The sequence below is a fragment of the Humitalea rosea genome, assembly GCF_003253705.1.
GTDB lineage: Bacteria > Pseudomonadota > Alphaproteobacteria > Acetobacterales > Acetobacteraceae > Humitalea > Humitalea rosea.
In genome coordinates this window covers 18,772-43,952 of record NZ_QKYU01000025.1, presented here as the reverse complement: position 1 = coordinate 43,952, position 25,181 = coordinate 18,772, and the positions used below count along the sequence as shown (strand labels likewise).

The window sequence follows — 25,181 nt, the reverse complement described above, 5'->3', positions numbered from 1 at the left end:
GACACCACGGGGCGCGCCTCACGCCTTCGCCCGCACCACCGTGACCGAACAGGGCGCCCAGGCCGCGACCTCCCCCGAGACGCTGCCGAGCAGGCGCCGCTGCATCGAATGCGGCCGGGCGCCCAGGATCAGATGGTCAACCCGGTTGGCCTCGGCATATTCCAGGATCGCGGCGGCGGGGCTCAGCGCCTCCAGCACATGGAAGGTCAGGCGCTCCTCCTCCAGCCGCAGGGGGGCTGCCCAGTGGCGCAGCTCCACCAGCCGCTGGACGTGCCGGTTCTCCCCCGCCGCATCGAGCGTGGTGTCGATGCTGAGGAGGCTGGTGCGCAGTACGTTCAGGCAGGCCACGCGCGCCTCCGGCACCGTCGCCATGATGCGCTCCACCGCGCGCCGCATCGCCTCATCCAGCGCGCCCGAGGCGGCAGGGAGCTCGATGGCCACCGCGATGATCGGGGCGGCGGCCAACTGGGCCGAGGCGCCGGCCGGGCGCGGCGCCATCGGGTCCGGGTTGAAGCGCCGCTTCAGCACCGCCGCCAGCCCGTCGCGCGCGAGCTTCTGCGCCCGCGGCGTCAGCATCACCTGGTCCGGGTGGCGCAGGTCGAAGGCGAGCTGCGCCGCCGTGGGATGCCTGCGCGCCGGGTCCACCTCCAGGCAGCGCAGGATGACCTCCTGCAGCCAGGGCGGGCAGTCCGGCCGGCGGCGGCGGGGCGGCTCGGGGTCCCGCCACAGCCGCCGCTTCATCGCCGGCAGCCGCTGCTCATTGTCGAAGGCCCAGACGCCGGTGGTGAGCTGGTACAGCACGGCCCCCAGCGCGAAGAGGTCGCTGTGCGGATCGCCGCGCTCGCCCAGCACCTGTTCCGGCGCCATGTAGGGCGCCGAGCCATAGGGCAGGCGGAACTCCTCCTGCATCAGATCCGGCAGCCGGTCGTGGCGGGACAGGCCGAAATCGATCAGCACCGCCGAGCCATCCGGCCGCAGCAGGATATTCGCCGGCTTGATATCCAGATGCACCACCTGCTGCGCGTGCAGATCGGCCAGCGCGGTCGCGACCGCGGCGCCGAATGCGGCGATCTCCTCCACCGGCAGCGGGCAGCGCGGCAGCAGGGTATCGGCCGAGACGCCGTCCACCTGCTCCATCACGATATAGGGCTGCGCGTCGAAGCCGGCGGTGGCGATGAAGCGGGGCACATGCGGGCCCTTGAGGCGGGGCAGGATCATCTGCTCCATCTCGAAGCCTACGATGGCGGCGGGGTCCTCGCCCTCGAACAGCAGCGGCACCTTCATCAGCATCGGCAGGTCGTGGTCGGGATGCGTCACCGACAGCAGCATCGCCATGCCGCCCTTGTGCACCACCTCCCCCAGGGTAAAGCCGTCGATGACGGCCCCGGGGGTCAGTCGCCGTCGGACCATGCTGTCATCGCCCCAGTGCCAGCCGCGTTGCGAGCTGCTCCGGCAGCCCGGCCGCGCGGATCGCGCAGGCGGCACCCGCCACGTCATAGGGCACGCGGACCCAGGTCAAGCTCGGCTCCGTGGTGTCCAGCAGCCCGTAGCAGGCGGCCGGGTCGCCATCGCGCGGCTGGCCCACCGCGCCCAGCACCGCGAGCCAGCGGCGGCGCGCCAGCAGCGGGATGGGCTCATTGGCCGGGGGGCGGAACACCGTCAGCTTGGCGGTGTCGGACAGGCCATAGAGCCGCGGGCTGTGCACATGCCCGCAGAGGGTGATCCGCGCCGATGTCGCATCCATGCTGCGGCGGGCATCCTCGGCATCCATCACATAGCGCCAGGCGCCGGGGTTGGAGGCATCGGCATGGACGTAGAGCCGGTCCTCCTCCTCATGCAGCAGCGGCAGTTCGGCGAGGAAGGTCCTGGCCGCCGGCGAGAGGATCGACCGGGTCCATTCGATGGCGGCGGCGGCGACGCCGTTCAGCCCGGCGATGCCGGCCGCGATCGCCGCATCATGATTGCCCTGGAGTGCTACGGCACCGGCGGCGACCTCCCGCATCACCTGTGCCACGCACCAGGCCGGGTCGCCGCCATAGCCCACGATATCGCCGAGGAAGACGTGGCGCTCGGCCCCCTGCCGCGCGGCATGCTCCAGGCAGGCGGCCAGCGCCTGCCTGTTGCCATGGATATCGGTGAAGAGCGCGATCCGCATGGGGCAGGCTAGCAGCCACGCCCGGCCCCCACCACCGCCGAGGCGCCATGTGGCCGCCTTGTCATTGACACATCGCGGGGGGGGGGGGGGCCGCGCCCGGAGGAGCGCGAGGCCGTCACCGCCACGCTGAAGGGCAGCGGCGGGGGTCGCAGCCTGGTCTCTTCGCCCATCCCGATGGCGAGCCGGTGGCCGGGATCGGAAGCTGGACCCATGACCCCTTCGCCGGCGCGATCGACCCGGGGCGGATGCATGGCTGGGGCATCGCCGATGATTTGGCCGGCGTCGCGACCATGGTCGAGGCGGCGCGCGCCCTCCGCGCCGCCGGGCTGACGCCGCGGGGCGACGCGATCCTGACCAGCACACCGAGCAAGCGCCACGCGCGCGGCGTGCATGCGGGGATGCGCGCCGATGCCGCGATCTACTGCCACCCGGCGGAATCGGATGCGGGGATGCGCGAGGCGAAGACATTCGCGAGCGGCCAGCTCGATGTTCGCGTGGTGCTGACGCCCTGACCCGCGTCAGCCGTTCCCGCGGGCTAAAACCGGTTCTGCAACCGCAGCAGCACCCGCGTCTCGTCGAAATCCGACGCCTTGCTGAAGCGCACCTGCCCGCCGAACGTCATGTTCGGCGTCACCGCATAATCCAGATCCGCCCGCAGCGAGCCCACGAATCCGGTCTGCGACTGGCCGGGATAGCGGGTCACGATCGTCGCATCGCCCGCCCCCAAGGCCACCAGCCGCGCCTGCAACGCCGGATCATTCGGGAAGACCGCCGTCGCATCCTCGCGGGAGGTCGCGTAGCCCGCCGTGGCCCCGAGCCGGTAGGAGAAGTCACCCGACCGCCCGCGGTAATCCAACGGCACATTCAGCGCCGCATAGGATTGCGGGCTGTAATACCCGCCATGGCCCAGCGTGAAATACCGCAGGTTCTGGTCATAGGCGAGATAGACCAGATCGACGCCGGTCGAGATCTCATCCGTCCCCTCCCGGTACACCGGGTAGGAGAAGCCGGCGCCACCCTCGACGCGCGTGTTGTCGGCGACACCATCGCCCTCGAACACCGAATAGCCGCCGCCGGCATAGATGTAGCCAGGCCCGACCGGCAGCTCGAACTGCCCCCGCGCCCCGGTCCGCGCCACCCCGCCCCAGGTGGTGCCGGTGCGGCGATCGGTCGCCCCGGACCAGGACAGCAGGCTGTCGGTGACGCCACGGCGCTCGGCGGTGACGCGCAGCCGCAGCCGCTCGTTCAGGCGCGGCGCCACCTCGATGCCCCCGACCATGCGCGTGGTCTCGAAGCCGAGCGGCGTGCTGCCGATATCGACGCGAAAGCTGTCGCCGCGCGCATAGGCCAGCCCCAGCCCGACGCCCGTGGCGGTGCCATCCCCGGCCCCGTTGGCGCCGCCCAGCGCGTTGCTGCCGAAGCGCCGCGCATTGCTGGCCGAGGTGGTTTCGAGCTGCCCGGCATCCAGCATCACCGGCGTCACCGTCGCGGTGATCCGCCCGCCGAGGCGGCCCGCGGCGATATCGGCTTCCAGCGGAACGGCGATTTCCCGCAAGCGGTCCAGCCCCGGATCGCCCGACCGGGCGCGGCCGGTGGCCGAGGCAGTGAAGCGGCTCGCGGTTTCGGTCTGGAGCTGCGCCAGCTCCTGCGCGATCTCCCGCGCCACGGCATCGCGCGGCATCTGCGGCACGATGCCCCCGGCCAGTTGGACGAGGGGCGCCGCGCCGGCGCGCTGGAAGGGATTCTGCAACCCCTCGGGTGCTGCCCCCCGCGGCAGGCTCACCCCCGCCCCGGGGGCGACGCCCACGGCGGGGGCACGGCCGAGCTCGGCATCGCGCTGCGTCGCCGCGGCCAGCAGGATCCGCCGCGCCCGCGCCTCATCGCCGAAGGCACGCGCCACGCGGGCATCCAGCAGCGCCACGCGGCTGTCGCGCGGGGCCAGGGTCTGGGCCTCGGCCAGCAGCGCCTCGGCGCGGCGGCGATCGCCCATGGCCACGGCGGCCTCGATCGCGCTCTGCCGCGCGGCGAGGTTGCGCGGATCGCGCGCCAGCAGCGCCTCGGCCACCCGCAGCGCATCGGCCGGGCGCCGGGCGCCCTGGTAGAGCCGGGCCAGCGCCAGCCGCGCCTCGGGATTGTCGGGCTCGCTGGTCAGCACCGGGCGCAGCCGCTCGAAGGCCTGGGCCTGTTCGCCCGCCTCGTTCAACTGGTCGGCGGCGCGGATCGCGATGCCCGCCCGCAGCGCGGCGACATCGCGCCGCTGGTCGTTGGACAGCGGCATGCCGTCGAGCACGCCGGCCAGCGCCATCGCCTCGCCATCCTGCCCGGCGCCCAGCAGCGCGCTGGCCAGCGCGAGGCGCGCCGTCGGCCCGGCGTTGCGATTGGCCGCCTGGGCGACGCGGGCGGCCTCGGCCGCGCCGGGGCCATCGCCGGCCTCGCCAAGCGCGCGGATCACCGCGGCCCCGGTGGCGCCGGTCGGATCGGGGCGCGCCGCGATGTTCAGCAGGCCCTGCCGCCCCTCCGGCCCCGCCAGCGGCAGCCGCGCCACCGCCTGGGCGACGTCGCGCTGCGTCCGGGTCCGGGCCGACAGCCGCGCCATATCGGCGCTGCGCCGCCCCGGCGGGATGCGGGCGAGGAACGCCTCGGCATCGCCGGGCCGGCCATCCTCATCGGCATAAAGTGCTGCGGCGTAGGTCGCATCGCCGCCACTGCGTTCGCGCGCGGCCAGCTCCTCCACCAGCGCGCGGCCCTCGGCGTCGCGCCCCTGGCGGCGCAGCACCCGCGCGAGGTCGAGCCGGGTCCAGGGATCGTTCGGCGCAAGCTCCACGGCGCTGCGCAGCAGGGCGATGGCAACGCCGGGATCGGGGCTGCGCGCGGCCTCGGCGCGCAATTGGGTGACCCTGGTATCCTGCGGCGCGGCGGCCTCGGCGCGGGCGCGCGGCGGCTCGCGGATCTCGGACAGGCGCCCCTGCGCCCGCAGCGCCTGGTTCAGCCCGGCGACGGCGGGGCCGAAGCCCGGACGGCGGGCCAAAGCGGCGCGGAACCGCTGCTCGGCGCCGGGCGCATCGCCCCGGCGGAGGGTGACCTCGCCGAGCAGGGTCTCGGCATCGGTGCGGTCCTCGACCTGGCGTTGCAGCGCGCGGCGCAGCAGGGTGTCGGCGGCCTCGGTATCGCCGCGGCGCAGGGCCGTGCGGGCATCGGTCAGCTCCTGGCCATAGGCGGCGCCATCCAGCGCCGGCTGCCATTGGCTGGCGCGGGCGGGGGCGAGCGCGATGGCGCGCTCCAGCAGCGTCCGCGCTTCCGCTGGCCGCCCCGCGCGCAGGCGTAAAATGCCGAGGCCGCCGAGCGCATCGGCGTCGGAGGGATTGACCGCCAGCGCCGCCTCGAAGCGCGCCGCACTTTCCTGCAAGGCGCCCGCCTCCAGCCGCGCGAAGCCCTCGCGGCGCAGGTCGGCGCTGGGGTCGGGGGCCGCGACCGGGACCGCGCGGGCGGTCTCCAGCCGGCGCCTGACCTCGGCATCATCGGGGAAGCGCTGAAGGAAGGCCTCCATCTGCGGGACCGCCGTCGGGTCATTGCCGGCGAAGCCGAGCGCCTGGCTCCAGGCCCGGCGGGCCTCGGCGGCGACATCCGGCTGGGCGGCCAGGGCGGCGAGCAGGCGGATGCCCTCGGCCCGGGTCGCCGGGTCGTAGGTCAGGGTCTGGGCATTGGCCAGGCGCGCGCGATTGTTGGCGCCGGGCCGGGCCGCGAGCCGGGCGAGGCCCCGACGCCCCTCCTCGGCGCCGGTCTCGGTGCCGGCCAGGGTCTGGTAGAATTCCAGCGCATAGGGCTCGGGCGGGGTGCCGGGGCCGAAGGCGCCGCGGTAGCGGGCCACCGCCTCGACCGCGCGCCCCTCGCGCGCCAGGCGCCGGGCTTCCTCGATCGCGCCACGGTCGATGACGGCGAGGCGCACCGCCTGTTCGGCCTCCTGCTGTGCCGGGCTGTCGCCCCCACCGAGGGCGCGCAGGCGCTGCAGCGCGGCGGCGGCGGCATCGCGGTCGCCGCGCGCCGCCGCGATCCGGGCGACGACGGCGAGCACGGCGGGGTTGTTCGGATCGGCGGCCTGGGCCCGCTCGATCTCCGAGGCGGCAAGATCGGCGCGATCCTGATCCAGCCAGCGCTCCGCCCGCCGGACCAGCACATCCACGGCCCCGGAACTGGGGCGCGCGGTCAGGGATGCGGGCGGGGGGAGCTGGGCCTGGGCCGCAACCGGCAGCACGGCCAGGGGCAGGCCCAGCAGCGTCAGCGCGATCGGCAGGCCGGCCCTGGTGGTGCGCATCACGTCAATGCCCCTTCGGTGTGCGGGCGCGCAGCCGCGTGGCGGTACGCCGTCTCAGCATCCAGAAGAAAGGAATCCCAATCAAGGCTGCTGAGGCCAGCAGGACCAAGGCGGTCCGCCACGGGTGGCCACCAAGCCACACCTGGGCCATCAGCCAGGGCGGCAACTCGCCGACCCCATAGGTCGCGGCGGTGCGATAGGACGAGACGGTGCCGCCGGTCAGCAGCGCCACATCACCCTGGATCAGCGGCCCCTGCACCGGATCGCGCAGCGCCGCGACCATGGCCGCGACCGCGGCCGGCGTCACGCCGGTCACCGCGACGATGGAGCGCCCGGCCTGCAACGGGCTCTCCATCCCGAGCAGCGCGCCCATCCCGTCCCCGACATCGCCGAGGGCCGTGGTGGCCCGCACCCGCTCCTCCATGGTCGGCGCGTCCAGGAACAGCGTCCGCACCCGCTGCAACGCATCGGGCAGCGCCAGGGTCAGGCGGTCGCCCTCCACCCGCACCGGGCTGTTCTGCATCAGCCCGGCCAAGGCGGGCTGGCGCCCGAGCGTGCCGACCACCAGCAGGTCCCGCCCCGCGACGCCGTTCAACCCGCCCGGATGCACCACCTGCAGCCCGGTCGCGGGCGCGCCGACCTCGATCGCCAACTGCCCGATCAGGTCGAGGAAGGCGCCGGTCTCGATCGTGTTCGGCCGTTCCGGCAGCACCGCCGCGGTGCCCGAGAGATCGGCGTATTTGGTGAAGGGGAAGCCGCTGCTGGCGAAGAAGCCGAGGTTCGGCATCCGCGCGTAGCGATGCGCCCCGCTGATGTCGAAGGTGCTCTCCGGGTCGATCGCCGCACGCACATCGGCGGGCACCGCGGTGCAATCGCCGCGCGCCATCGGCCTCATGTCGAAGCGGAATTGCAGCTCGTCCCGCCCGAGCAGCAGATAGGGCGGCACGGTGACGCGGCCCTCATGCGTCTCGAACCCGCCGATGGTGCGATCGATCGCCCATTGCAGCGGCCACCACAGCGCCGGCTCGCCGAGGGTGAAGGAGCGCAGATAGGTGTTGGAGATACCGACATCGAGCCGCGAGGTCGCGACATCCGCGACCGGCCCCGGCGGCGAGCGCCACACGAGGTGCACCGGCAGACCGTGGTTGCGCCAGGTGTAGAGGTCGGGCGCCGTGCGCGCCGGGATCCGGATGGTGCCGGAGGAGAAGCCCGAGGCCTGCAATTCCGACCGGTCCACCATCTGGCCGAAGGGCACCGGCCCATCGGTCCGCAGCCAGCGCGGGGCGGCATAGGGCTGCGCCACCGGCAATGTCGGCGCCGCGACCCGCGCGATCGCGCCCGACAGCCCGGCCCGGCCGGCCGCCAGCGCCGAGGCGGCGGCGGCGGCCTCCTGCTCGGTGCGGCCGGCGATGACCAACAGGCTGCCGAAGGGATCGGTCGGGCTGGGCAGGATCGCGAGCGTCGGCCCCTCGATCCGCGGCAGGCTGAGGCCCGGCACGGCATCGGGCCCGACGGCGATGACCACGGCATTGCCCTGGGCCGGCACCGCGCGTTCCACCGGGAAGGTCGCGCCGCGATAATCGGCCTGCACCGCGAACCAGGAGGCGACGATCGCCGCGGCGCGCAGCCCGGCGGGGCCGGTCGTCTCCGGCAGGATGACGGGCAGGTTCAGAGCACCTTGCAGCACCCGGCGGTCGAACAGCGGCTCGGGCAGCCTGGCGAGGTCGCGCACCGGCGGCAGGCGCTCGATCCGCAGCGACAGGGTCGAGAGGTCGGAGATGGTGGCCCAGAGCAGCCCGGACAGCGGATCGTTGCATTCGAGCGCATAGCGCCCGGCGAAGCGGAAGTTCAGCCGGTTGATCTCGGCGAAGAACAGCGGGTCCAGGTCGAAGCCAACCGGGCCGAAGGTCTGCCGCGCGGGGTCGAGCGGGATCACCCCCACCGACTGCTCGTTCAGCGTGATGGCGATCTGCGACAGCGAGGCGATCAGCGAGGGCGAGGCCCCGCCCATCACCGACAGGCGACCGGCCGTGACCACCTCATCCGCGCGCAGGCCGAACAGCACGCCCTGCAGGTCGGAAATCCCGCGCAGCTGCATCGGGCTGCGCAGCCCGAGGTCGCGCAGCAGCAGCCGCGCCTCCCGCGCGCCGGGCGGCAAAGGCTGGCCGGGGGCGAAGGGCTGGCCGGGGGCTAAGGGTTGGGCGGCGGGGGATGGCGGGGCCGGCACCGCCGGACGCTCGGCGGGGATCGCGAAGGGGATCGGTGTTGGGGACGGGGCCTGGCCGGGCACCTGGGCCGTGGCCGGGGCGGCCAGCAGCGCCAGCGCGAGGGCCGCGGCGACCCTCGGCTTGGCGCTGGTATTCGCCGGGCGCTTCGGCATCACCACATCGGAGACGCGCTGCGGCGCCACCTTGGCCGGGGCCTTGGCCGCCCCCGCCTTCTTCTTCACCACGCCGAAGCGATAGTTCACGAACACGGCCGCGGCGGTGGCCCGGACCACCTCCGCCAGGGCCTTCAGCGGCCTGTCCTGCGGCCAATGATCCCAGTGCAGCCAGGCGTCGGGGCGGCCGAAGAACAGGCGGGAGACGGCGCCCTCCTCCGCCAGCGTGTCGATATGGAAGATGAGGAAGGCCTGGTCGCCCTCCCAATGCAGAACCTTGGCACGCAATTCGATGACCTCGCCGAAGCTGGAGAAGGCGACGCGCAGCGTGTCGCCATCGGCGATGCCGAGCGGGCGGGCGATGGTCAGCCGCGCGCCGGAGAGCGAGATGTCGATCGTCACCGCGGCGACGCGCGCGCCATCCGCCTGGATCAGCTCGGCCGGGATCTCGGCCGGCGCGCGGGCGCGGTTGCGGCCCTGCTCGCGCTCCCGCCCGACCGCGATCGAGGCCGAGACCGGGATCAGCGCCATGCCCGCCCAGATCGTGTTCAGCAGATAGGCCTGGAAGGTCAGCGAGCCGACCGGGTTGGAGAAGGTGCCCCAGAGCCCGATCATGAAGCCCACCGAAAGCAGCCCCAGCAGGATCAGGCTTGGCGTCACCGCGCGCAGGTCGAGATAGCCTTCATCGAGCGTGCCGCCCTTGTCCGTCACGTTGAACTTGCCCTTTCTGGGGTCCCACAGGGTGGCGATGGTGATCGGCAGCAGCGAGGCGCAGAGCGAGGCCTCATAGATCTCCGACCAGAAGGAATGGCGGTTGCGCCCGTTCATCCGCGCCGTGGTCGCGATCGCGTGGAACATGTGGCTGCCGGCATAGGCGATGATGGAGAGCGGCGAGGCCGCGATGATGCTCTCGCCCAGGAACAGATAGACCAGCGGCGAGGTCAGGAAGACGATGCGCGGCAGCGAGAACAGGAACGAAAACCCGGCCATGAAGTAGCAGAGCCGCTGCACCCATTTCAGGCCCGGCGCGAAGAGCGTGTTCTCCTGCCGCATGATCTGCAGCATCCCGCGCGCCCAGCGCGCGCGCTGGCCGATGTGCAGCGCGAGGCGCTCGGTCGCGAGCCCCGCGGCCAGCGGCACCCGCAGATAGGCGGTGTGCCAGCCCTTCTGCTGCATCAGGAAGGAGCAGTGGCAGTCCTCCGTCACCGTCTGATGCGGCACGCCGCCGACCTCCATCAGCGCCGAGCGCCGGATCACCGCGCAGGAGCCGCAGAAGAAGGCGGAGTTCCACAGGTCGTTGCCCTGCTGGATGACGCCGTAGAACAGCAGCCCCTCGTTCGGCACCTGGATTTTCCGCGCGAGGTTCCGCTCGAAGGGGTCGGGCGAGTAGAAGTGGTGCGGCGTCTGCACCAGCGCGATGCGCGCATCGCGCAGCAGCCAGCCGACCGTCATCTGCAAAAAGCTGCGGGTGGGGGCGTGGTCGCAGTCGAAGATCGCGATGAACTCGCCCTTGGTGTGCTTCAGCGCGTGGTTGATGTTGCCCGCCTTGGCGCCGAGGTTGTCGGGGCGGATGATGTAGCCGCAGCCGCATTGCTCGGCGAATTCGCGGAACTCCGGCCGGCGGCCGTCATCCAGGATCCAGACGTTCAGCTTGTCGCGCGGCCAGTCGATGTTCATCGCGGCGAACACCGTGGGGCGGACCAGCTCCAGGCTTTCGTTGTAGGAGGGGACGTAGACGTCGATGTCCGGCCAGCTCGCGGGATCGGTCGGCATCGGCACCGGCTTGCGCTGCAAGGGATAGGCCGTCTGCATGTAGGACAAGGCCAGCAGCAGCCCCGCGTAGCATTCCGCGAGGAACAGGCCGGTGCCCAGCAGCACCTGCCACAGGCTGTCGAATTCCAGGGTCTCGGTCAGGCGCCAGAACAGATAGCGCGTGGTGATGACGATGGAGAGCACCACCAGCACCAGCCCCGCGCGCTTGGACTTGCTGCGGTTGATCACCAGGAAGGCGCCGATGCCGACGAGGGTGAGGATGGTCTGCCCCTCCGCATCCATCGGCACGGTGACGATGGCGAAGGCCAGCAGCACACCCAGGATGATGCAGACCGCGCGCAGGATGCGGCCGAACAGCGGGGGGGTTTCGGACAAGGCCATCGACATCAACGAAATCCCCAATCGAGCAGCGCCGGACGGGCGCCGCGCGGGCGTCCGGGCGGCGGCAACCTCGCCATCGCCGCGATCGCGTCGGTCAGCAGAACAAGATCCTCGGCGGCGCCGCCGAAGCCCGGCGCTTCATCCGCCAGCAGGCGTTTGTCGCCCAGGGCCTCGGCCACGCGTTCGTCGCGGCAGACCGCGCCGATCAGCCGCTCACCCAAGGCCGCGACGGACATGTCCATGACGGTGCGGCTCAGCGGGCTGTCCAGATCGACCTGGTTCAGCACCACCACGGACCGCTCGGCCATGCGCGCGGCCAGGGTGCCGCGCCCAAGCTGCCGCCCGCCCGCGACCTGCGGCACCAGCGAGGCGCTGGCGGCATCGGCCAGCAGCACCACGACCAGAAGATCCGCCAGCGGCGCCAGGGCCGAGAGCGCGGCGCTGGCGCCAGGCGGGGTATCCACCAGCACGACCTGTTGCGGGTCCGCCAGCATGTCCCGCACCGGGGCCACCAGCAGCTCCGGATGGTCGAGCAATGCGACGCCGAGTTCCAGCGCCCGGCGCTGGTCGGCGGCGCCATGGGCCAGGAGCTGGACGCCGGATGCCGTCGGCTGCATCGCCTGGCGCCATGCGGGCCGGCGCGTCAGCTCCACCATGAAGCCCGCATCCTCCCGCATCGGGCGGCCGAGGTGCAGGCGCAGCGCGTTCTGCGGGTCGAGGTCCAGCGCCAGCACGGCATGGCCCCGCCGCGCCAGCATCGCCGCGATCTGGGCGGTGAGCGTGGTCTTGCCGACCCCACCCTTGGGCGAGGTGAAGGCGATCAACGGCATGGCGGTGGGCCCGTCATGGGTTCGGCGGCGCGCGGCGGCGCGGCGGCCGGGCCGGTGGTTGCGGCGCGGCCGGCGGTTCGGCGGGCGGTTGCGCCAGGGGCCCCGGCGCGGCCGCGCGCGACCGCCGCCGCGGGGCCGGGCGGGGGGCGGGTTCGGCGTCCTGGGGGGGGGCCGCGGGGGGCAGCGGGGCGGCCAGGGTTGCCGCTGCCTCATCGACCAGCGCGAAGCTCTGCCCATGGGGCCGGCCGGCCGGCATGCCCGCGCGGTGCAGCCGCGCCATGGCCGAGGCCGGCGCGGCCGGGGGCGGTGCCGGCTGGGGCGGCGCCGGCTGGGGCGGCGCCGGCTGGGGCGGCGCCGGCTGGGGCGGCTGATACGGCGCGGGCGGGTAGCCCGGCGGCGGGTAGCCCGGGTATCCGGGCGGGGGGTAGCCGGCGCCCGGGTAGCCAGGGGCGGGGGCGCCGGCGGGCGGATAAGAGGGTGACGGATAGCCGGCCGCCGGATGCGCCGGCTGCGGATAGGCCGGCTGCGGATAGCCGGGCGGCGCCGAATGGGCCGGCGCCGGCCATGCGGGCGCGGCAGCAGGGGCGGTCCAGACCTGCGGCGGCGGCCAGGCGGGCGGGGGGGCCATGGGCGGCGCGGCGCGGGGCGGGGCCGGCGCGGTCGGTTCCGGCCATGCCACGCCAGGGCTGGCGACGGGGCTGGCGACGGGGCTGGCGACGGGGCTTGGGGCGGGCTGCGAAACCGGCGCGGAGGGGGGCGGTGCCTCGGGCGCCGCCATGGGCGCTTCCGCGACGGCCGGCTGCCGCGCCTCCTCTGGCGCCTCCTCTGGCACCTCATCTGGCGGAACGAGCGGAATGGCGTCGAACTCCACCGCCGGATAGGCGATGTAGCGCACGGCGTTCAGGCCACAGGCCTTGGCCAGATTGCCGATCTCCCGCTCCACCTTACGCGCATTCCTTCTCTCTCGATTCGCAGCATACCGTTTCACGGGGCGGCTGGCGCGCGCCCCGCGCGCATCCAGCCCGGCTAACCGCCGGTCAAGGCCTGCGCCTTGCCGGCCCAGGCGTTCCAGGCTGCATCGGCCGCCGCCCCGGCGCGTTCGACCGCGAGGCTCGCCTCGTTCAGGCGGCGCCGTGCCGCCTCGCGCTCGGGGCCGCTGCGGTCCTCGGCGGCCTGGCGGGCGCGGGCCAGGGCGGCCTCGGCCGTCGCCAGCTCCTTCAGGGCGCCGCGCACCACATCCAGCAAGGCCCGCGCCTCGCCGAGGCCCGCGACGGCGGCGGTGATCTCGGCCCGGCCGGGTGCGTCGGCGGGCATGCGGGCGGCGATGTCGCGCAACGCCTCCAGCGTCCCCGGCCCGCCGGGCAGGCGGCGCAGGTTCTGCTCCACATTCAGGCCGCGCCAGGGGATCAGGCGCGGATCGCCGAGCCCGGCATCCCAGAGCGCGATCTCCGTCGTCGCCTCGCGCTCGAAGGCCAGGGTCACGCCGCTGGGCTCGCCATCCAGCGCCACCTCGTGCCGCAGGCCGAAATCGCCCTCCGCCAGCACGGGGAAGCGTGGGGTCATGCCGGGCCGGCGCGGCACGTCGATCAGCAAGGTGCCGGTCGCGCCCTTGGGGTCCAGCGCGAGGGAGACCTCCTCCCGCCGCAGCAGGGTGATGAGGAAGGCGCCGCGCCGCCGTTCCGCCCGCAGCGGCCGTTCCACCTGGCCGCCGCCGGCCGTCACCAGCACATCGCGGTCCCGCCCGAAGGCGAGCAGGCGCTGCTCGCCCGGGGCCAGCGCCCGCAGTTCGGCATCGCCGAGGTAGCCGCCCTCACCCGCCGCGAAAACGCTGGCCAGCGCATCCGGCAGCGTGCTGTCGCCGGCATTGGTGACGCGCACGGCCGAGAGCGGATGCCGCGCCGCGAGATCCTGGATCCACCAGACCCGCTGCGCCGGCAGGGTCAGGTCCAGGAACGGCAAATTCGCGGTCTGCCCGCCGCGCAGGGTCACGGGCTGCGGCAAGCGGAAGGCGACGCGCCCGGCGGAAGCCTCGGCGATCGCGGGCGCGGCGGGGGCGGCGATCTCGGCGGCGCGTGCCGGGGCGGCCGCGCCGGGGGCAGAGCGGAACATCGCCATCGCGGCGGGCGCGGGCGGCGGCGGCGGGGCCGGGCGCGGGCCGGTATCGGCCTGCACCGACACGGCCTCGGCCACCCGCACCGGCATCTCCGGCCGCGCGGGGCGGATCGGGGTGTAGAGCGTCTGGCGATAGGCCGCGGCCTCACCGGAGACGAGGGTCAGCGCAACCTCCGACCAGTCGCTGCCGGTCGCGTTCTCGACCACCGCCCAGGCCTGCAGCCGCGCCTCGGCGGCCGGGCCGGTCGGCGGCACGAACAGCCGGTAGGAGGGCTTCCAGACCGGGGCGCCGGCGACATAGCTCAGGCTGACCTCGCGCATGGCCTGCCCGGCGAGGTCCACGGTGACTTCCCGCTCATCCGCCGCGCGCGCGGCGGCCACGGCCTCGGCGGCGCGGGCGATGCGGGGCCCGAGGGTCGGATCGGCGAAGCGCACCGCATCGCCCTCGCGCAGGATGATGCTGCGGAAGCCCTCGGCGGTCAGCAGGCTCAGGCGCAGCCCGCTCGCCTCGGTCTCCGCGGCCTCGGTGATGCGGCCCTCGGTGCCGCCGGCCGTGACGTTCTGGCCGCGCAGCGCGTTCAGCAGGCTGGCCCGGGTGTCGAAATCCTCGGCCCGCAGCGGCAGGCCGCGAAACGCCTCGGCGGCCAGGTCCTGGGCCGGCAGGCGCAGCCCGATCACCGCCCCGGCCGGGTCGGCGACGGTCAGCGAACGCAGCAGATCATCGACATCGCCGAGCGGCAGGCGGAACCGTGCCGCCTCCCCCGCCGCGACCTCGCCCGCCCGCTCCACCTGCACCACCCCGGCCGAGGACAGGGTGATGGCCCGCACCGGCAGTTCCGCGCCGAGCGCGGGCAGGTTCAGGGCAAGCAGGAAAGCGAGGCTCAGGCGCATGAAAACAGGCATCCCTTATTGCAGATGAGATTACCCGCAGCTTAACCCATCTTCGGCGCCAGCGCTTTACTCACGGTTGCGTGTGAGCAGGCGGCCCGGCTTCTCGCCCGTCGCCTCGCGATTGCGGAAGGTGGCCACGCCATTGGACCAGACTTCCTCGATGCCCTCGCTCATGATCTTCGGCGTCTCGAAGGTCGCGAGGTCGATGACCGTATTCGCGTCGAACAGCACGAGATCGGCGAAATTGCCGACCTTGATCGTCCCGCGATCGACCATGCCATAGGTCTCGGCGGTGCGGCCGGTCATCTTGTGGATCGCCGTCTCCAGGCTGAACAGCCCGAGGCCGCGCGAGTAATAGCCGAGCACGCGCGGGAAGGTGCCCCAGAGGCGGGGATGCGGATGCGCGTCATGCGGGATGCCGTCCGAGCCGATCATCGACAGCGGATGCGCCATGATCCGCTGCACATCCTCCTCATCCATCTGCCAGGTGATCTGGCCGGCGGGGAGAAGCTGTTCGGCGGCGGCCTTGATGTCGGTGTTCCAGCCGCGCGCGATGTCCTTCAGGTCCCGCCCGGCCATCTCGGGATGCGGCACCGACCAGGTGATCATGATGCGGGTGTCGTCGCGCACGCGCTCGGGCATCAGCACCGTGGAGCCGGCGGGATAGGGATACATGTCGAAGGCGAGCGGCTGGCTCGCGGCATAGGCCTCGAGCAGCGGCAGGGTCTGGGTGCTGCGGCCGTGGTTCTCCGGCATCGAGCATTTGTGGTGGCTGATATGGACCTGCACGCCGACGCGCTTGCCGATCTTGCAGCTCTCCTCGATCGAGGCGCAGACGCGATCGGCCTCGTCGCGCATATGCGTGGAATAGATGCCGCCGGTGGTGCGCAGCGCCTCGGCGACCGCGATCACCTCCTCGGTCGTCGCATGCATGTTGGGCGGGTAGTAGAGGCCGGTGGAGAAGCCCGAGGCGCCCTCGGACAGCGCGGCCTTCAGCCGGCTGTGCATGAACGCGATCTCGCCATCCTTGGCCGGGCGCATCACGTCGCCGTCCATGGCCTCGACCCGCATGGTCTGATGGCCGACGAGGGCATAGGTGTTGACCTCCGAGCCTTGGGTCTTCAACGCCCGCGCGTAATCGCCGAAATCGCCGAAGCGCCACCAGCCCTCGGCGCCGATCAGGTCGAGCGGCGGCGGCGGTGCTGATTTGAAGCGGGCGGGCGAGAGGCTGACGCCGCAATTGCCGACGACGACGGTGGTCACACCCTGGCTGATCTTGCAGGTCATGCAGGCGGGGCCGCAGAGCACGGCGCGGTCGTCATGCGTATGCGCGTCGATGAAGCCTGGCGCGAGGGCGCGGCCGGTGCCGATCACCTCCCGGTCGGCGCTGGCGCCGGAGAGATCGCCGACCGCGGTGATGCGGTCCCCGGTCACCCCCACATCGCCGATCCGGCGCGGCCCGCCCGTCCCGTCGAACAGCGTGACGTCGCGGACAATGAGGTCGCATCGAAGAGCCATGGGGCGGGTCCTTGAAAAAGAGATGTCCCATTCTGGCCCCCGATGCCCTCGCGCGAAAGCCGGTCGGGGGCGATTGCATGGCCGGATGCGGCCGATAGTTTGTCGGCCTGTCTCCCCTGCCCCCCTTCGCCCTGCCCCCATCGCCATTTTGGGCCTCGGCCGAATGTCGCGGCGGTAGCTGGCGCGGCGGCGGCGGCCGCCCGGCACCATGGGCAGCCCGGACATCACCGGCGCAGCACGGGGATCGAGCCTTCCGGGCCACGCCGCCTCACCTGATGAGGTGGCGAAGCTTCCCAGGGGAGGCCAATGATAGCAGGCTTCCCGCCGACGGCCCGGCAGCGGCCATCCCCAGGGGAGACCAGTCACATGTGCCAGCTTGCGTGTCGCGCCACACTGGGTGCCGGCCTGGTCCCGCTCTTGGCGGGCCGCACCCACGCCCAGGCCGATGACGCGATCTGCCCAGGCGTGCTCCGGGGCCCCTGGGACCCCCGCAAGCACATCGGCAGCGAGGACGCCTTCCGCCCCGTTGCGCGGGGGACCCTGGCGTGATGCCGCAGCCGCAGCTGATTCCCCTCACCATCAACCAGGCGCTGCTGGGAAAGATGCGCGAGCTTGGCCTGAACTACCCCCGCCTCGCCGGTGCCACCCAGCTGCATTCGGACACGGTGCTGGAGCGGCCCTCATCCTGCGACGCCTCGCTCAGCTCTGCCTTCCCCTTCAGGATCGGTGCCTATTCCTACTGCAACGGCGGGCTCTTCGCCCATTTCGAGCTGGGCCGGTATTGTTCGCTCGCCTCCGAGGTCTGGATCGGGCAGTTCGAACATCCGACCGACTGGTTCTCGACCTCCACCCTTGGGATGGACCCGCAGTTCAAGGGCTGGCTCGACCACTACGTCAGGCAATTCGGCCAACCCGCCCCCTTCGCCGCGCGGCGGTATCAGGCGCGGCCGCTGACCCGCATCGGCCATGACGTCTGGATCGGGGGCAAGGCCGTCCTGCGGGCCGGACTCACCATCGGCGATGGCGCCATCATCGGCGCCGGCGCGGTCGTGACCAGGGATGTGCCGCCCTATGCGATCATGGGCGGCGTTCCCGCCAGGCTGCTGCGCTACCGCTTCGACGCGGCGACGATCGCGGCGATGCTGGATCTGCGCTGGTGGGACTATCACATCTTCGATTTCCTCGACGTGCCGCCGGCCGACATCGCCGCCTGGATCGCCCATGCCCGCAAGGCGATCAACAGCGGTACCGCGAAGAGGATCGAAGGCATGTCCGTCACCGCCGCCGACCTGGCGCGGATGCAGGCAACCTGATCTCCCTTGCCGCCGTGGCCCCGATGCGGGACATGGCGGCATGCGAACCTATGATGCCCTGATCATCGGCGCCGGCGCCGCCGGGCTGATGTGCGCCATTTCCGCCGGACGGCGCGGCCGCAAGGTCGCCGTGATCGAGCATCTCGACCATCCCGGCGCCAAGATCCTCATCTCCGGCGGCGGGCGCTGCAACTTCACCAATCGCGAAGTGGTGCCGGAACGGTTCCTCTCGGCCAACCCCGCCTTCTGCCGCTCGGCGCTGGCGCGCTTCACCTCGGGCGATTTCATCGACATGGTCGATGCGCATGGCATCGCCTGGCACGAGAAGACGCTGGGGCAATTGTTCTGCGATGGCTCGGCGCGGCAGATCGTGGCGATGCTGATGGCCGAATGCCGCGATGCGGGGGTGGAGGTCTGCCTCGGCCACCGCGTCACCGATGTCGCGGCGGGGTTCGTGGTCAGCACCGACCATGGCCCCTTCACCGCGCCGTCGCTGGTGCTGGCGGCGGGGGGGCTCGCGATTCCGAAGATGGGGGCGACAGGCTTCGCGTTGGAGGTCGCGCGGCGCTTCGGCCTCGGCCTCGCGCCGACGCGCCCGGCGCTGGTGCCGCTGACCTTCCAGGGCGAGGCGCTGGAGATCATGCGCCCGCTCTCCGGCCTGTCGCTGGAGGTCGCGGCCAGCCACGGCCGCACCAGTTTTCGGGAGGGCATGGTCTTCACCCATCGCGGCGTTTCGGGGCCGGCGGTGTTGCAGATCTCCTCCTACTGGGTGCCGGGCAGCGAGATCGCGCTGGACCTCGTCCCCGGCGTCGATGTGCTGGCGGCGCTGCTGGCGGCCAAGCGCGCCCGGCCGAAGGCGCAGGTCGCGACCATCCTCGGCGGGATGTTGCCGGCCAGGCTCGCGGATGTGCTGGGGCCGAAGCGGGGGATGGCCGACATGCCGGACAAGGACCTCGCCCGGATCGCCGCCGGGATCAACGCCTGGACGCTCACCCCCTCCGGCACCGAGGGCTATGCCAAGGCCGAGGTGATGGCCGGCGGCGTGGATACCGCCGGGCTGTCGTCGCGCAGCATGGAGGCGCGCGCGGTGCCGGGGCTGTTCGTGGTGGGCGAGGCGGTGGATGTGACCGGCTGGCTCGGCGGCTATAATTTCCAGTGGGCCTGGGCGAGCGGCTGGGCGGCGGGGCTCGCGGTCTAGAACCCGCCCGGCGGCAGCTTCATCACCGGCACGGGGCCGCGCATCGCCGCGCGCAACGCTGTATCCAGCGCCGACAGGAAATTCGAGCGATCGGCCGGCGTCATGCCCGCCGGGCCGCCGGTGCGCCCGCCGGTGCTGCGCAGATGCTCGGCAACGGCGCGGCCGGCGAGCGCGCCGCCGATATTCGCCGCGGTCCAGAGATGGCCCTTGGAGGTCAGCGCGCGCGCGCCCTTTTCCAGGCAGCGCGCGGCCAAGGGGATATCCTGCGTGACGCAGACATCATCGGCGGTGATGCGGTCGGCGATCCAGTCGTCGGCCACATCCGCGCCCTCCGACACGATCACGCGGTGCACCAGGGGATTCTCCGGCAGCAGGATGCCGCGCGCGCCGTTGGAGACGACATGCACGTGCAGCCCCAGCCGGAAGGCGACGCGGAAGGCCTCGTCCCGTACCGGACAGGCATCCGCGTCGATGTAGAGCTCGCTCACCGGCCGTAGAGAGCTTTCGCGGCCGCCGGGGAAACCAGGCCATCGGCGACATCGCGTTCGACCAGCGCCGCGTCGCGCGTCGTCGGGTCGCCCATGCCACCGCCGCCCGGCAGCAGCAGCCGAAGCCGCTTGCCCTTGGCGATGGTCTGGAAGCCCTTGGTGCGCAGCACGGTCTCATCCGTCAGCCCGACCCAGCCGGTCGCGCCGTCGCCACCGCCGGCCCGGCCGCGCGGCGCATTGGCCACGCGGTCGAAGATGGCGTTGATGGCGAATTCGGCATCGCCCTTGGCGCCGACTTCCATGATCTGGCCGAAGCCGCCACGGGTCTTGCCGGCGCCGGCGCTGTCGGCGCGCAGCTCCTTCTTCCAGAACACCACGGGGGCGACGTTCTCGGTCGCCTCCACCGGCATGGTGCGCACGCCCGAGGGGAAGGCGGTGCCGTCCAGCCCATCCTGCGTCGCGCGCGCCCCGGTGCCGCCGGAGTTGAAGGTGATGACCTCGAAGTCGGGCAGTTCGGCGCCCTGGCCGCTGACCTGGGCGCCCCCGCGCAAGGGCGGATTCCAGAGGCAGGAGGAGCCTTCCGCCACGACCCGATCCGGCACCGCCTGATGCAGGCAGCCCATCATCAGATCGGGCAGCAACTGCCCCACGACATGGCGCACCGACACGGGATAGGGGCGCGGCGCGTTGAGGATGCAGCCTTCGGGGATGGTGATGTGGAAGGGCGAGAGGCTCGCCCAGTTGTTCGGGATCTCGGGCGCGATCACGACCTTCAACCCGAAGCAGGTATAGGCGCGGCAATAGGCCGCCGGCACGTTGATGCCGCGCGAGGAGAGCCCGTCGGTGCCGGCGAAATCGACCTCGATGTGGTCATCCGCCGCGGTCACCTTCGCGCGCAGGGTCACCGGCTTCTCATAGCCATCCGAGGTGATGCTGCTGGACCAGGCGCCGCGCGGCAGCTTGGCGATCTCGGCCAAGGTCGCCGTCAGGCTGCTGTCGAAGATGAAGCCGGCGAGATCATCCAGGCCGGCCATGGCGAATTCGGCCATCATTTCGGCCAGGCGGCGCGCCCCCGCGTCATTGCAGGCGCAGAGGGAATAGACGTCGCCCTCAAGCTCCGCAGGAGTCCGTGTCCCCGCACGTAAGAAATCGAAGAAGGTGTCGTTCGGCTTGCCTTCCGAAAAACACTTCACGATGGGGATATACAGCCCCTCCTCGAACACCGAGCGCCCCTCGGGCCCCATGCCAAGGCCGCCGACGTCGATGACATGCGCGGTATTGGCGAAGAGGCCGACGATCTTGCCGTCATGAAAGGCGGGCGTCACCACCGTCAGATCGTGCAGATGCCCGGTGCCGAGCCAGGGGTCGTTGGTGATGTAGTGGTCACCGGGTTTCATCGTCCCGGCCGGGAATTTGGCGAGGAAGTGGTTCACCGATTCCATCATGGAATTGACGTGGCCCGGCGTGCCGGTGACGGCCTGGGCCAGCATCCGCCCTTGCAGGTCGAAGATGCCGGCCGAGAGATCGCCCGCTTCGCGCACCGTGGTGCTGAAGGCGGTGCGGATCATGGTCTGCGCCTGTTCCTCGACCACCGCGATCAGGCGGTTCCACTGGATCTGGCGCTGGATCTTTTCGAGAGCGTTCATCATGCCTGCTCCAAATCCAGATATCCCAAGCCATCCATCCGGCAAGACCACCCCGGCCCGACCAAGGTGCTCGTTTCCGATTCCGCGACGATGCAGGGACCTTCCACGCGCGCCCCCGGCACCAGTGTCGCGCGATCATAGACCGCCCAGGCGGACACCTCGCCCGTCACCGTATCGCGCACCTGCTGCGAACCGCTGGCGGCGGGCGCCGGCATGTCCGCGACCTCGGCGATCGGGTCCAGCGCCTCGGTCGGGGTCGCGACGGTGACGGCGAAGGACAGGATCTCGATATCGCTGCCCGGCACCGCACGATCGTAGAAGCGCGCGTATTCCGCCTCATAGGCCTTGCGGATTTCACCGGCATCGGCGGCGGTCAGTTCCCGCACCGGCAAGGCCAGCGCGATCTCATGCCCCTGGCCGACATAGCGCATGAAGGCGATGCGTTTTTCGATGACCTCGGCGCCAAAGGCACCGAGATCGACGACGCCCCGCGCCTCATCGCGCATCGAGGCCAGCAGCCTATTCACAGCGGAAAAATCCAGACGCGAAAGCCGCTGATACAGGCTGCGAACAACCTCATACCCCACCGGCGCGCGCAAAAACCCGATCGCGCTGCCGACGCCGGCGCCGGAAGGCACCAGCACCCGCTTCACCCCGATTTTTTGAGCAACACGATAGCCATGCACCGGGCCACCGCCGCCGAAGGCGATCAGCACGCGGCCCTCATAGCCGGTGCCGCTTTCGATGGCGTGGACACGGGCCGCATTGGCCATGTTCTCATCCACCGTCTCGACCACGCCGAGGGCCGCCATCTCGGCCGAAAGCCCGAGCGGCCTGCCGACCGCCGCGGTCATCGCGCGGGCCGCCGCGGCCTCGTCCAGCGCCATGGTGCCGCCGGCGAAGCACGCGGAATCATAGCGCCCCAACAGGCAATTCGCATCCGTCACCGCGGGCTTGGTGCCGCCGCGGCCGTAGCAGGCCGGCCCGGGCATGGCGCCCGCACTTTCCGGCCCGACCTGGATACGCCCCAGCCCATCGACACGGGCGAGCGAGCCGCCACCGGCGCCGATCTCCACCATCTCGATGACGGGGATGCGCAGCGGCAGGCCGGAACCCTTGCGGAAGCGCCCGACGCGGGCGACCTCGAAGGTGCGCGCGGCATGCGGCGCGAAATCATCGACCAGGCAGACCTTGGCGGTGGTGCCGCCCATGTCGAAGCTCAGCACGCGATCGAAACCGCGCTGGCGGGCGACGAAGGCGGAGAAGATCGCCCCCCCTGCCGGCCCGCTCTCGACCAGGCGGATCGGGAAGCGCGCCGCGGTCTCAAGCGTCGTCAGCCCACCGCCGGACAGCATCAGGAACAGCGGGCAGGTCAGCCCGGCCCCGCGCAAGCCGTCGCGCAGGCGCAGCAAATAGCTCGCCATGAGCGGCTGCACATAGGCATTGGCGACGGTGGTCGAAAACCGCTCCCATTCCCGCATTTCCGGCGAGACGTCGGAGGAGAGCGAGATCGCGACCTCCGGCCAGACCTCATGGACCAGATCGGCGGCCGCGCGTTCATGCACCGGATTGACGAAGGCGTGGAGAAACCCGATCGCCAGCGCCTCGACGCCCTCGGACTTCAGGAACAGCGCCTGGTCGCGGACCGCCTGCGCATCCAGCGGCAGCAGGATCTTGCCCTCATTGTCCAGCCGTTCCGGCACGCCGACGCGCCAGCGGCGCGGCACCAGCGGCTGCGGCAAGGTGATGTTCAGATCGTACTGGTCGTAGCGACTCTCATTGCCCAGGGCCAGGACATCGCGAAAGCCCTCGGTGGTGATGAGGCCGGTCTTGGCCCCCTTGCGCTCGATGATCGCATTGGTCGCGAGCGTCGTGCCATGGATCAGCAGCGTCACATCCGCCGCCGTCAGCCCGGCGCGTTCCAGCACGGCGGTGACGCCGACCAGCACGCCCTCTTCCGGCGCATGCGGGGTGGTCAGGACCTTGTGGGTCCAGCGTTCGCCGTCCCGCTCCAGGGCGAGATCGGTGAAGGTGCCGCCAATGTCGACCGCGAGACGCACATCGCTCCGGGGCAGAGCGGACCCGCTCACGCCGCCTGCTCCACCAGCCAGCGCGTCAGCACGCGGCAGGCCGCATCGAAATCTTCCATACGCATCGCCTCATGGGGGTTGTGGCTGCCGTTCTGGTTGCGAACGAACAGCATGGCGGCGGGAACGCCCGCCGCGGCGAAGGCGGCGGCGTCATGCCCGCCGCCGGACGCCATATCGAGATAGCTCACACCGGCCTCGCGCGCGGCCTCGGCCAGCCCAGCGCGCAGCCCGGCATCCATGGGTGCGGCGGTGCTGCCGCTCTCCAGCCCGAGTTCGAAGCGCACGCCGCGCCGCGCCTCGATCGCCGGCACCAACCGCGCCAGCTCGTCGAACATCGCATCGACGCTGGCCGGCCGCACGCTGCGGATGTCGAGCATGAAGCTCGCCTCGCCGGCGATCTTGGTGAAGCCCGCCTCGGGCGCCGTCGCCATGGTGCAGAAGGTGCAGACCAGGCTGTGCCCTTGGGCATCCAGCCGGCCCCAGGCGTCATCCATGCCCATCACCAACTCGGCCAACGCCACGGCGGCGTCCGCGCGGTAGCGGCGCGGGGTGCCGCCGGAGTGGTTCCATTCCCCATGCACCTTGCCGTTGCGCAGACGCCGGCTGCCGGGGATGCCGTTGACGATGCCGACGGGAATTTCCATCGCATCCAGCACCGGGCCCTGCTCGATATGCACCTCGACGAAGGCCTGCACGTTGTCGGGGCCATAGACGCGGTCCCCGCGCTCGACGAAGCCCGGGTCAAACCCTTCCTCCAGCATGTGCTCCGCCAGCGTGCGCTCGGTCACCATGTTGCGGATCGCAAGCTCGGCCGCCGGCAGCCGCCCCAGCGCCCCCCGGCTGCCGGGGTAGGAGGTGGGGAACCAGGCCCCCGCCTCCTCCGCCCGGATCGCCATCACCGCGACGTCGCAGCGCGGCGTGATCCCGGCGGCACGCAGGCCCGCGACCGCCGCCAGCCCGGCCAGGACCCCGGCCGCGCCATCGAAATTGCCGCCCTGCGGCACGCTGTCCAGGTGACTGCCGAGCACGATCCGCTTGGCCTGCGGATCGCTGCCGCGCAGCACCATGTGCAGATTGCCGACCGGATCGGCCATGCAGTCGAGGCCCAACCCCTCCGCCGCATCCCGCACCAGCGCATGCGCCATGCGCTCACCGGGGCCATAGGCTTCGCGCGTCACGCCGACGCCATCGAAGGATTCCACCCGCAATGCGTCGAACAGGCGTTCGGCCAAGGCGGTATCGGGGGCGAGGTTGGACCGGCTCATCAGACGTGCTTCACCATGCCGCCCTCGACCCGCATCACGCTGCCGGTGATGTAGGCGGCCTTGGGGCTGGCCAGGAAGGCGCCGAGCGGGCCGAACTCATCGGCCGCGCCAAAGCGTCCGGCCGGGATGGTCTTGCCGCGCTCCGCGATCACCTCCTCGACCGACCTGCCTTCCTTGGTCGCCTGGCCGGTCGCCATCTGCCGCGTGCGATCGGTCACGATCGGGCCCGGCGCCATGATGTTGCAGGTGATCCCCTCGGCGGCGACCTCGTTGGACAAGGTCTTGTTCCAGCCGACCATGGCCGCGCGCAGGGTATTGGACAGCGCCAGATTCGGCAGCGGCTGCTGCATCCCGGCACTGCCGATGGTGATGATGCGGCCGAACTTCTGGGCGCGCATCGCGGGCAGCAGGCGCATGGCGATGCGGATCGGCGAGAGCACGATGCGCTGGAACCAGATCACGAGATCCGCCTCGGTCATGTCCAGCGCGGTGCAGGGCGGCGGGCCGCCATGGTTCAGCACCAGGATATCGACGCCGCCCAGGGCCGCGACCGCGGCATCGGCGAGCTTGTCCATATCGGCGCCCGAGGCGACATCGGCGGGGATGCCGACGGCCTTTTCGGCGCCGAGCGCCAGCAGCGCCTGGGCCACCACATCCAGGCTCGCCTGCTCGCGGCCAGAGACGGCGATCGCAACGCCTTCAGCCGCCAGCGCATCGGCGATCGAACGGCCGAGACCCTTTGAGGCGCCCATGACGAGCGCGCGCTTACCCTTCAGACCGAGATCCATGACCAACTCCCTTTTTCTGACCCTGTGACTGCACCGGCCCC

At 72.0% G+C, this 25,181-nt stretch carries 16 protein-coding genes; 3 read left to right on the top strand and 13 right to left on the bottom strand.

Annotation, left to right across the window (positions count from 1 at the left end; translation table 11 throughout):
• Nucleotides 1-18: 18 nt before the first annotated feature.
• Nucleotides 19-1,410, bottom strand: coding sequence for a serine/threonine protein kinase (locus tag C8P66_RS18770; RefSeq protein WP_111399822.1), 1,392 nt, complete (start codon nucleotides 1,408-1,410; stop codon nucleotides 19-21).
• Nucleotides 1,411-1,414: 4 nt separating this feature from the next.
• Entirely contained in the window at nucleotides 1,415-2,155 is a 741-nt protein-coding gene (locus C8P66_RS18765; RefSeq protein WP_111399821.1) for a metallophosphoesterase family protein, read from the bottom strand.
• Between the two features lie 71 nt (nucleotides 2,156-2,226).
• Between C8P66_RS18765 and C8P66_RS18760 the strand changes: the two genes are divergently transcribed.
• Complete coding sequence (locus C8P66_RS18760; protein WP_111399820.1) at nucleotides 2,227-2,667, top strand: M20/M25/M40 family metallo-hydrolase; 441 nt, start codon at nucleotides 2,227-2,229, stop codon at nucleotides 2,665-2,667.
• A gap of 23 nt (nucleotides 2,668-2,690) precedes the next feature.
• Here the strand turns inward: C8P66_RS18760 and C8P66_RS18755 are convergent, their stop codons facing one another.
• From C8P66_RS18755 to C8P66_RS18730, 6 genes are all read right to left on the bottom strand, one after another.
• The gene (locus C8P66_RS18755; protein ID WP_245903672.1) at nucleotides 2,691-6,467 is read right to left on the bottom strand and encodes a cellulose biosynthesis protein BcsC; all 3,777 of its coding nucleotides are present in this window, start codon (nucleotides 6,465-6,467) and stop codon (nucleotides 2,691-2,693) included.
• A gap of 4 nt (nucleotides 6,468-6,471) precedes the next feature.
• Nucleotides 6,472-10,995 (bottom strand): UDP-forming cellulose synthase catalytic subunit, encoded by a 4,524-nt coding sequence (gene bcsA, locus C8P66_RS18750; RefSeq protein WP_158537308.1) that lies wholly within the window; start codon nucleotides 10,993-10,995, stop codon nucleotides 6,472-6,474.
• Between the two features lie 11 nt (nucleotides 10,996-11,006).
• Entirely contained in the window at nucleotides 11,007-11,831 is an 825-nt protein-coding gene (locus C8P66_RS18745) for a cellulose synthase operon protein YhjQ/BcsQ (RefSeq protein WP_111399817.1), read from the bottom strand.
• Between the two features lie 13 nt (nucleotides 11,832-11,844).
• Complete coding sequence (locus C8P66_RS18740; RefSeq protein WP_111399816.1) at nucleotides 11,845-12,774, bottom strand: hypothetical protein; 930 nt, start codon at nucleotides 12,772-12,774, stop codon at nucleotides 11,845-11,847.
• Nucleotides 12,775-12,857: 83 nt separating this feature from the next.
• Complete coding sequence (locus C8P66_RS18735; RefSeq protein WP_111399815.1) at nucleotides 12,858-14,834, bottom strand: DUF4139 domain-containing protein; 1,977 nt, start codon at nucleotides 14,832-14,834, stop codon at nucleotides 12,858-12,860.
• A 66-nt stretch (nucleotides 14,835-14,900) separates the two neighbouring features.
• Entirely contained in the window at nucleotides 14,901-16,352 is a 1,452-nt protein-coding gene (locus C8P66_RS18730) for an N-acyl-D-amino-acid deacylase family protein (RefSeq protein ID WP_111399814.1), read from the bottom strand.
• 548 nt (nucleotides 16,353-16,900) lie between these two features.
• Between C8P66_RS18730 and C8P66_RS24770 the strand changes: the two genes are divergently transcribed.
• Entirely contained in the window at nucleotides 16,901-17,665 is a 765-nt protein-coding gene (locus C8P66_RS24770; RefSeq protein ID WP_111399812.1) for a CatB-related O-acetyltransferase, read from the top strand.
• Between the two features lie 40 nt (nucleotides 17,666-17,705).
• The gene (locus tag C8P66_RS18715; RefSeq protein ID WP_111399811.1) at nucleotides 17,706-18,863 is read left to right on the top strand and encodes a BaiN/RdsA family NAD(P)/FAD-dependent oxidoreductase; all 1,158 of its coding nucleotides are present in this window, start codon (nucleotides 17,706-17,708) and stop codon (nucleotides 18,861-18,863) included.
• On the opposite strand, the gene C8P66_RS18710 is transcribed toward C8P66_RS18715, so the two are convergent.
• The 5 genes from C8P66_RS18710 to C8P66_RS18690 are packed head-to-tail and all read right to left on the bottom strand — an operon-like array spanning nucleotide 18,860 to nucleotide 25,140.
• Nucleotides 18,860-19,351, bottom strand: coding sequence for a YaiI/YqxD family protein (locus C8P66_RS18710; protein ID WP_111399810.1), 492 nt, complete (start codon nucleotides 19,349-19,351; stop codon nucleotides 18,860-18,862). The two genes, C8P66_RS18715 and C8P66_RS18710, sit on opposite strands and share 4 nt — an antisense overlap.
• Entirely contained in the window at nucleotides 19,348-20,997 is a 1,650-nt protein-coding gene (locus C8P66_RS18705; RefSeq protein WP_211314200.1) for a hydantoinase B/oxoprolinase family protein, read from the bottom strand. The genes C8P66_RS18710 and C8P66_RS18705 overlap by 4 nt, the downstream gene beginning before the upstream one ends.
• Entirely contained in the window at nucleotides 20,997-23,087 is a 2,091-nt protein-coding gene (locus C8P66_RS18700; RefSeq protein WP_245903671.1) for a hydantoinase/oxoprolinase family protein, read from the bottom strand. The genes C8P66_RS18705 and C8P66_RS18700 overlap by 1 nt, the downstream gene beginning before the upstream one ends.
• A complete protein-coding gene (locus C8P66_RS18695; RefSeq protein ID WP_111399808.1) occupies nucleotides 23,084-24,352 on the bottom strand; it encodes a hydantoinase/carbamoylase family amidase in 1,269 nt (422 codons plus the stop codon). Before C8P66_RS18695 ends, C8P66_RS18700 begins: the two co-directional genes overlap by 4 nt.
• Nucleotides 24,352-25,140, bottom strand: a complete 789-nt coding sequence (locus tag C8P66_RS18690; protein ID WP_111399807.1) for an SDR family oxidoreductase — start codon at nucleotides 25,138-25,140, stop codon at nucleotides 24,352-24,354. The genes C8P66_RS18695 and C8P66_RS18690 overlap by 1 nt, the downstream gene beginning before the upstream one ends.
• Between the last annotated feature and the right edge of the window lie 41 nt (nucleotides 25,141-25,181).

Bases quoted from the DNA above. Each gene is read 5' to 3' on its own strand.
- C8P66_RS18705 (WP_211314200.1), bottom strand. From the start codon at position 20,997: ATGAACGCTCTCGAAAAGATCCAGCGCCAGATCCAGTGGAACCGCCTG.
- C8P66_RS18730 (WP_111399814.1), bottom strand. From the start codon at position 16,352: ATGGCTCTTCGATGCGACCTCATTGTCCGCGACGTCACGCTGTTCGAC.
- C8P66_RS18695 (WP_111399808.1), bottom strand. From the start codon at position 24,352: ATGAGCCGGTCCAACCTCGCCCCCGATACCGCCTTGGCCGAACGCCTG.
- C8P66_RS18735 (WP_111399815.1), bottom strand. From the start codon at position 14,834: ATGCGCCTGAGCCTCGCTTTCCTGCTTGCCCTGAACCTGCCCGCGCTC.
- C8P66_RS18765 (WP_111399821.1), bottom strand. From the start codon at position 2,155: ATGCGGATCGCGCTCTTCACCGATATCCATGGCAACAGGCAGGCGCTG.
- C8P66_RS18745 (WP_111399817.1), bottom strand. From the start codon at position 11,831: ATGCCGTTGATCGCCTTCACCTCGCCCAAGGGTGGGGTCGGCAAGACC.
- C8P66_RS18715 (WP_111399811.1), top strand. From the start codon at position 17,706: ATGCGAACCTATGATGCCCTGATCATCGGCGCCGGCGCCGCCGGGCTG.
- C8P66_RS18690 (WP_111399807.1), bottom strand. From the start codon at position 25,140: ATGGATCTCGGTCTGAAGGGTAAGCGCGCGCTCGTCATGGGCGCCTCA.
- C8P66_RS18770 (WP_111399822.1), bottom strand. From the start codon at position 1,410: ATGGTCCGACGGCGACTGACCCCCGGGGCCGTCATCGACGGCTTTACC.
- C8P66_RS24770 (WP_111399812.1), top strand. From the start codon at position 16,901: ATGCCGCAGCCGCAGCTGATTCCCCTCACCATCAACCAGGCGCTGCTG.
- C8P66_RS18755 (WP_245903672.1), bottom strand. From the start codon at position 6,467: ATGCGCACCACCAGGGCCGGCCTGCCGATCGCGCTGACGCTGCTGGGC.